General features: G+C 38.1%; 5 protein-coding genes. All 5 read right to left on the reverse strand.

The genetic code is table 11. The features are described 5' to 3' along the window. The coding region (locus tag GSY74_RS02995; protein WP_164663630.1) for a type I restriction endonuclease subunit R at positions 1–2,685 on the reverse strand (2,685 nt) is incomplete at its 3' end. A 226-nt stretch (positions 2,686–2,911) separates the two neighbouring features. Beyond that, complete coding sequence (locus GSY74_RS03000) at positions 2,912–4,126, reverse strand: restriction endonuclease subunit S (RefSeq protein ID WP_164663631.1); 1,215 nt, start codon at positions 4,124–4,126, stop codon at positions 2,912–2,914. A gap of 105 nt (positions 4,127–4,231) precedes the next feature. Then, on the reverse strand, positions 4,232–5,440 hold the full coding sequence (locus tag GSY74_RS03005) for a Fic family protein (RefSeq protein ID WP_164663632.1): 1,209 nt from the start codon (positions 5,438–5,440) through the stop codon (positions 4,232–4,234). 108 nt (positions 5,441–5,548) lie between these two features. Beyond that, the gene (gene rhuM, locus GSY74_RS03010) at positions 5,549–6,544 is read right to left on the reverse strand and encodes a virulence protein RhuM/Fic/DOC family protein (protein WP_164663633.1); all 996 of its coding nucleotides are present in this window, start codon (positions 6,542–6,544) and stop codon (positions 5,549–5,551) included. Positions 6,545–6,691: 147 nt separating this feature from the next. Further along, a complete protein-coding gene (locus tag GSY74_RS03015; RefSeq protein ID WP_164663634.1) occupies positions 6,692–8,254 on the reverse strand; it encodes a type I restriction-modification system subunit M in 1,563 nt (520 codons plus the stop codon). Positions 8,255–8,375: the final 121 nt, after the last annotated feature.

The following is an 8,375-nucleotide window of genomic DNA, read 5'->3' on the forward strand; positions in this document are numbered from 1 at the left end:
ACAAAGTTCATCAAAACCCCTCTCACGCTCCACCTCCCAAAACTTCTCAAACTCATCAGCAATGCTCTCACTATCTTCAATACTCATCAGATTTTCATTGATAAATTTCTCTATCAACTCTCGTTTAGAACGCAAAGAGGCATCACCATTAATAATATTTGAGATATGCTCTTTTTGAGCTTTTTTATCCTCCTCTTTAGCATCTTTGAGTCTGCCCAACAGCATCAAAATATAACTCACATTTATCTCATCGACCTGTATCAGTTCAAGTTCAAAATCCACATCTTCTAGTATCGAAACCTTTTCACTCTCTCTGTTACTCTTGATGCTATCATAGAGGTCGAGGTACTTAGATTTATAATCCTCAAACTCCTGTGCCGACATCTCCAAATCATCAAAACCAAAGTCAGAAAACCCTGCCAAGATATTTTTGAGTCTCATCAATGCTCTAAAAGCCTGAACAAACACAAACTGGCTCTCCTCATCATCAAGCTCATCTACCGAATCAACCGTAGGAGTAATAACCAAAAGCTTCTCTCTATACGCCTCATCAAACTCACCCAGATACTCCTCATAAGGCTTCATCAAAATAATATCTTTGGCATCTTTGTTAGAAAAGAGAGCAATAGCATCATCGGTATTGGGTTTCAAATTTCTAAAACAGACGATATTCCCTTGCGATTTCTGCTCATTTAGTATCCGATTGGTTCGTGAAAAGGCTTGGATAAGTCCGTGATATTTCAAATTTTTATCCACATAAAGTGTATTGAGCGACTTCGCATCAAACCCTGTCAAGAACATATTGACCACCAACAAAATATCTATCTCTCGGTTCTTCACCCTCTTAGAAAGCTCATTGTAGTAGTTGTAAAAACTCTGTGAATCTTTGGTGCTGTACTTCGTGCCAAACATCGTATTATAATCACCTATAAACTCATCGAGCTTCTCACGGCTATGCATATTTTTTGGAGATAAAAGCTCTTCTTCGCTCGGAATCGACGGCTTTAGCCTCGCTTTGTTCGGGACTGAAGTCTCCGATTCCGAAAAATCCAGCTCTATAATGCCATCAGCATCTTTGTCCTCTTCATTCGCCGTATAAGAAAAGATAGTCGCAATTTTAAGCTTATGTTCTTTGGCTTTAAACATCTCATAGTACTTAATAAGCATCTGAACCGAACTCACACACATCATCGCTGTAAACTCTCTGCTATGCGTTTTGCGTGAATGGTTAGCGATAATATAATCCACTATCTTCTCCACCCTCACCTCACTCTCTAGCAACGCTTTGGTATCTATCGCCTCAACATCTATGTCAATATTGGTTGCCGACCCCTCTTTCTCACGGTATCGCCCCACATACTCCACCGAAAATTTCAATACATTATCATCACCTATCGCATCGGTTATCACATACTTGTGCAACACATCATCAAAGAGCTGTCTTGTGGTGCGTTTCCCAAGCTTATTCCCCACAGCATTCTCTTCAAAAATAGGCGTACCTGTAAACCCTATCATCTGATTGTTAGTAAAAAAATTGCTGATAGCTAAATGCGTCTCACCAAACTGACTACGGTGACACTCATCAAATATAAAGACAATATGCTCATCCCTCACCTCTTCCATCTCTGCCAAATATCGTGTTTTACTTATAGCAGTGTTGAGCTTCTGTATGGTGGTCACAATGAGCTTGGTATCATCTCCAAACTGTCGCACCAAAGCTTTGGTATTGTCCGTACCATCGACCGAGCCATCAGAAAAGCTGTTAAACTCTTTGGTGGTCTGATAGTCCAAGTCTTTTCTATCCACCACAAACACCACCTTGTGTACCTTTGGCAACTTCATCAATATCTGTGAAGCCTTAAAAGAAGTGAGCGTCTTCCCTGAACCTGTGGTGTGCCAGATATAACCGTTTTTGTCGCTGTTGTTCACCCTCTCTATTATCGCTTCCACAGCATGAAACTGATAGGGTCGTAGCACCATGAGAATTTTGGGTACTTCTGCTAAAACAATATATTTACATATCATCTTCGCCACATGACATCGCTCCAAAAAAACATCGGTAAAGGATTCAAGATTAGTGATATTGTTGTTCTGCTCATCTGCCCAGTAAAAAGTCTGTTTAAAAGTTTGCACCTTGTTGTTCGAGTAGTACTTGGTATTAACCCCATTACTAATCACAAAAAGCTGTATGTAGTTAAAAAGTGCCGAGTTCGACCCATAAGAGTGCCGTTGATAACGGTTAATCTGATTAAACGCCTCTTTGAGTTCCAAGCCACGCCGTTTGAGTTCTATCTGAACCAAAGGCAATCCGTTTATAAGAAGCGTCACATCATATCGGTTTTTGTAAACACCCTCTACTGTTACTTGACTTGTCACTTGAAACTCATTTTGACACCAGTGTTCAGAGTTTAAAAACTCGATATATTTGGTCGTGCCATCATCACAACTGAGTGAAAACTTATCTCGTAACAGCTTTGCTTTTTCAAATACAGAGCCTTTGTTCAGATAATTCAATACGCGTTTGAACTCTTGGTCACTTAAGGTAGTGTTGTTGTGGATTTCCAGTTGGGTTTTGAGATTGGCTTCTAGGGCTTTGTCATCTTTTATGGTGACTTTTTGGTATTCTAGTTTTGCTAGTTGCTCTATGAGATTTGTTTCTAGTGTCGCTTCGCTTTGAGTTCCCATTTTTTCCCCTGAATGTTGTTTTGAATATTATAACATAATCGTCAAAATCAAACCAGCAAATCAATATATTGGAAACGGCGTAGGTCGGGTTGCCCTCATCCCGACAATGATTTACATATAAAAATATTCTATCGTTCAATGGTTATTTATATACCAATATTATTTGTTTTATTGGGTTTTTTATTTATGCGTGTTTATGTCGGGATGAGGGCAACCCGACCTACGGTTACACAAACATCTGTTGCAACAACCCCTTCTTAAAGCTTTTACTCTCTTCTATCTGCTTGTTTACCTGCTCAATTTTTTTGTCTATGGAAGATAGGAAGTTTGCTATTTTTGTTTGTTCTGCTTTTTGTGGTAAATTTAATTTTAAAGATTTTAATTGTGATGAATATAAATGCACAACAGAAATACCTTGTGATAATCTTGCAATATCAAGTTTCATTTTACTATTCAAATAATAAGCCAAAAAAATACCATTTTCATTACTTCTTATAATATTTAAATCTCCACTTAATGCAACATCATCTTTTAATACACATGAAGCTGTTGCAATATCAATTTGAGTTTCACCAGAAGCAGGAATAATAACATCATTAAATTTACTAAAAACTAAATTATTTCTATCTAAATTAGTTTTTGATTTTATTTCTGAAATCACCTCATTGTAAATAGTATAAAGCTCTCCATAACGAATACACTCTATTTTCCCATTTTCAACAATATCAGATTTAGATATTCCTTTTCCTTTGAAAAAAATAGCAACCTCCCCCAACTTCCTCTCAACCCAATCCCCAAAAACCTCACCATCATCACCCCTAAACCGTATCTCCTGAGAAAAAATCTTCTGCATCACCCCTTTTTTATAAGCAACCAAAAGCTTCTCTTTTTTTGTTAGTTGTTCTATTTTTTGGTCTACTGCTGTTAGGAAAGTGGCTATTTTTTGTTGTTCTTCTTTATAGGGTAGGTTTAACTTTAAGGTTTTTAATTGAGATGAATAGAGATGTACAACAGAAATTCCTTGTGATAATCTTGCAATATCTATTTTTTTGTTACTATTTAAATAATAATCTAAAAAGAGTCCATTTTTATCTGTTTTAATAATATTTAAATCACCACTCAAAGCTACATCATCTTTTAAAACACATGAAGCAGTTGCAATATCAATTTGTGTTTCACCAGATGCAGGAATGATGACATCATTATATTGACTCAATATCAAATTACTTTTATCTAAATTTGTTTTTGATTTTATATTTTGAATTAATTCTCCATATACTGTATAAAGCTCACCATAACGAATACACTCCAAATGACCATCTTTTGTAATATCAGATTTTGAAATACTTTTTCCTTTTGAAAAAGTAGCAATATCCCCTAACCTCTCCTCAACCCACTCCCCATCAAACTCCCCAAATCTCAATGTTGGTACATTAAGCATAACGAGCCTCCGTAGGTTCGATTTTATCGAACATTTTTATACCTATTTGATATTTTTGTTCGATAAAATCGAACCTACAGTATTTAAATATTTTCATCTCACGCATCATACTTTCACCTCATAACAGACATTACGCCCTAAACTTCCCTCTATCTGAACGATACACCCATACTCCAACAACTCATTTATATCTCGCACGGCTGTTGCTCGGCTTGTTTTGGTCATTGACATATATTTTTTGGTATTGATACCACCCTCAAAATCACTCTTGTCCAAAACTTTACCCAACACCTTTAGCTGTCTAGAATTCAGGCTCTTGTCTCTGCATCTATCCCAAAATTTTGTCTTGGCAATCACATCATCTATTCTCTCTAGTGCCATCTCCATTGCATGGCTCAAGGTCTCCAAGTGCCACAATAACCAAGGGGTAAAATCATAATCACGATTCTTAAAAAGATTGGTCGTTCGGTCTAAAATAGCATAATACCCTTTTCTATCACTGTTTACTGCCATCGAAAAGGAGTAGAGTTTAAACGCATTTTCGTCACTTTGGCTAGAGAGCAGATAATCAGTAATGGCTCGTGCAATCCGTCCATTACCATCATCATAAGGGTGGATAATCACAAACCACAAATGAGCCAAAGCACTCTTGATATAGATGTTTTCATCAGCACCATTACTCCACTCCAAAAGCTCCAAAATATCCTGCCGAATCCATTTTTGAGGAAGAGCCAAATAGTGTACCTTTTCCTGACCCATTGCTCCAGAGACCACCTCCATCTCATCATGTGTTCTAAACGAAGCCACATCAATCTTGGTCAATACATCAAAGCGTTTTCCCTCAAACAGAGCATTATGCCACGCATGAAGTCGCTCCACCTCCAGAGGCTTACGGTTCAAACTGCAATCCAACAACACAGCCACCAACGCATCACTCTGATGGGTTGAGCTGTCCTCTAGGGCTAAAAACTCTCTATCTAGTCTTTTTTTTAATGAGTTCTGCACACTCTGTCGACGAAGATACTCCCCCTCTATCGCCGAAGTATGTAACGCCTCTTCGGTCAATATATCAACCTCAACACTCACCCTATCTCGCTCACTGAAAAACTTTGCTACCCCATCAAGCAGACCACGCCTATACTCAAGAGAAACCAATAACTCTTTTAACTGACTTTTATCATAAGAAAAATGGGGATAGTTCTCATGTTGCCATACCCATTTTTTGATATTTTGCTCCATTTTAACCCTTTTGAACCAATTAAGTGGTCTAATTGTATCATGTTTCGAGTCAATTAACACCTTTAATTGTTTCATTTTAAGCTTTTTTTGAATCAAATAGTTCGGGTGTAAACACGCCGATTCCGAAAATGCAGATTGCACATAAGGAACCGATGGCTTTAGCCTCGCCATATTCAAACCTCTCTATTCACCATCATAAATCATATTCAGAATCAACCGTATAATTATATCTTTCTGTTCAGGCATACTAGTCGCCACCAAAAGAGCCAAAGAAGCCAACGCATTATCGTTTATCTTCAACTCACCATTTGCTTTGTACAACGCCCTGTTTTTCGCCAAAAACAATATAAACAGATACGCCCCAATCCGTTTGTTACCATCATTAAAAGGGTGACCTTTTATCACATAGTAGAGCAGATTTGAAGCTTTTTGCTCCAACGAGGGCAAGAGGTCAATCCCTCCAAAAGTTTGGTAGATATTGAGCAAGTTCCCCTTGAACTCACCTGCTTTCTCTTGTCCAAAAAGTACCGTCGCTTCACCTTTGTTCATTAGCGTTTTTTTGAAAAGCTCTATCGCCTCTTTGGCTTCATCATAACCCAAGATAAACTTCTCTTCACTGTTTTGTGTCACCTCTGCTAGACTCTGCTCATCATACCCCTGCAACAACGCCCAACTTCGTGCATAGTTACTCACAATCTCCACAAAACCTTTGGACTCGGCGAGAGTTAGTTCATGGTTTTCAATATTGCTTTTTATGAGTGCTATGGTAGCGTTTAACTCATCTAGTTTTCTCTGTTGAAGTCGCTCTTTGTTGAGGGCATAGCCTTTTATGAGGTACTCTTTTAATACGCTATTTGCCCATATACGAAACTTTGTACCCTCTTTTGATTTGACTCTATATCCTACAGAGATAATGACATCAAGGGTATAACATTGAATATCTTTAGTTTGAGTTTTTCCCTCTATCGCACCATGTTGAGTGGTATGTGCAAAATTTGCACATACCACTTTTTCTTCCAATTCTTCTTCTTTGAAAATATTTTTAATATGCTTAGATATAACACTTCTATCTCTATTAAAAAGCAACTCCATCTGTTTTTGACTCAACCAAATAGTCTCATTCTCAACCGTTGCATTTAGGGCAACCTCTCCATTTTCATAAATTACAATATCACTCACGATTCACCCTTTTTTCACAAGTATAACATAAATATGAAAAAATGTTAAAAAATATGTCAAATTGTAATACTTTTACAGGAAACGCAGACTTTAGTCGCGTAAAAATATAGACGAGGCTAAAGCCATTGATTCCAAGAAATAACTTCATCAAAATGGAGCTTTAATCCCCAACTCATCACAAAACCCAACTATGACTTTATCGCTCTCTTTCATCTCTACTTCCAAATCTTTTAAAGCTTTGGAAACCTCAGCCAAATCAACAGCCTCTTCCTCTTCAAAAGTATCCACATAACGAGGAATATTGAGATTATAATCATTCTCGGCTATCTCTTTAAGGGTCGCACGATGAGAGTATTTATCTTCTGCCTTTCGCTCTCTAAAAGTGGTCACAATCTTCTCTATATCTTCATCACGCAAAAGGTTCTGATTTTTCACCTTCTCAAAATGGGCAGAGGCATCTATAAACATCACACAGTCACTATCTTCACGGCATTTTTTGAAAACCAAGATAGAAGTAGGAATGCTCGTACCATAAAAGATATTCGCAGGAAGCCCAATCACAGCGTCCAAGTAGTTTCGCTCTTCTATAAGGTAACGCCGTATATGTCCCTCACTAGCCCCACGAAATAGCACACCGTGAGGCATAACTACAGCCATCGTACCGTTGTCATCGAGATGGTGAATCATGTGTTGAATAAATGCAAAATCTGCTTTGGTTTTTGGGGCAAGTTTTCCGTATTGAGAAAACCTATCATCTCCCAAGTGCAGAGGGTTCGCCGACCAGTGAGTCGAAAAAGGAGGATTGGCGACAATCGCTTCAAAATGTTGGTCAAGATGTTGTGGATGCTCTAGCGTATCCTCTTGTCTAATGTCAAACTTTCGGTAGTGAACATCGTGCATTATCATATTCATTCGTGCAAGGTTGTAGGTGGTACGATTTAGCTCTTGACCGTAGAAGTTACTGACATCTTCCACCTCTCTGGCTACTCTTAAAAGTAGCGAACCCGAACCACAAGTTGGGTCATAAACCGACTTTAGTTTACCCTTTTTAGTCGTAACAATTTTAGCTAAAATCTTAGAAACCTCTTGAGGAGTATAGAACTCACCTGCCTTTTTACCAGCACCCGATGCAAACTGCCCTATGAGGTACTCATACGCATCACCCAAAACATCACGGTCATGATTTTTAAGCTCAAAATCTATTTTGTTTAGATGAGAAAGCACCTTGGCAATAAGCGTGTTTTTTGCCTCTTCACTTCGTCCAAGTTTGGTACTGGTCAAATCAAGGTCTTCAAAAAGATGTTCAAAATCATCCTCACTCTCCTGCCCCATTGTGCTTTGCTCTATACTGCCCAGTATCTGTGTAAGGTCTTCGAGTATGAAGTTGTCGGTATCACCATTACCTCGTTCTGCCACAGCCGAAAAGAGTTCAGATGGTTTCAAAAAATATCCAAGCTGTTCTAGAGAGTCCTCTTTTATCGCTTCGAGATACTCCTGCCCCTCAGTGCTCTGCTCATCTATATTATCATAAATTAGCTCATCCTCTTGCAAGATATGGTCAGCATGGTTTTGCATCTTTTCAGAGAGATATTTGTAGAAAATGAACCCCAAAATATAGTCTCGAAACTCATCTGCATCCATCTTGCCACGCAAGGTATTTGCGATATTCCATAGTTGTTGTTCTAACTGTTTTTTCTGCTCTTCGCCCATCTTTTGACCCTCTGTTTAATTCTTGATAGGATTATATCAAAAAAGACTCTTTAGCTTACTTCTTAAATGGTTTTATCAAAACAAACAGTTTGGGTAGAAGCAAAATATCAGCAATCAAAGC

This window comes from Sulfurovum sp. bin170, assembly GCF_010892395.1.
Taxonomy (GTDB): Bacteria; Campylobacterota; Campylobacteria; order Campylobacterales; family Sulfurovaceae; genus UBA1140.

Coding starts and splice junctions, on each gene's coding strand:
- GSY74_RS03005 (WP_164663632.1), bottom strand. CDS start 5,440: ATGAAACAATTAAAGGTGTTAATTGACTCGAAACATGATACAATTAGA.
- GSY74_RS03015 (WP_164663634.1), bottom strand. CDS start 8,254: ATGGGCGAAGAGCAGAAAAAACAGTTAGAACAACAACTATGGAATATC.
- GSY74_RS03000 (WP_164663631.1), bottom strand. CDS start 4,126: ATGCTTAATGTACCAACATTGAGATTTGGGGAGTTTGATGGGGAGTGG.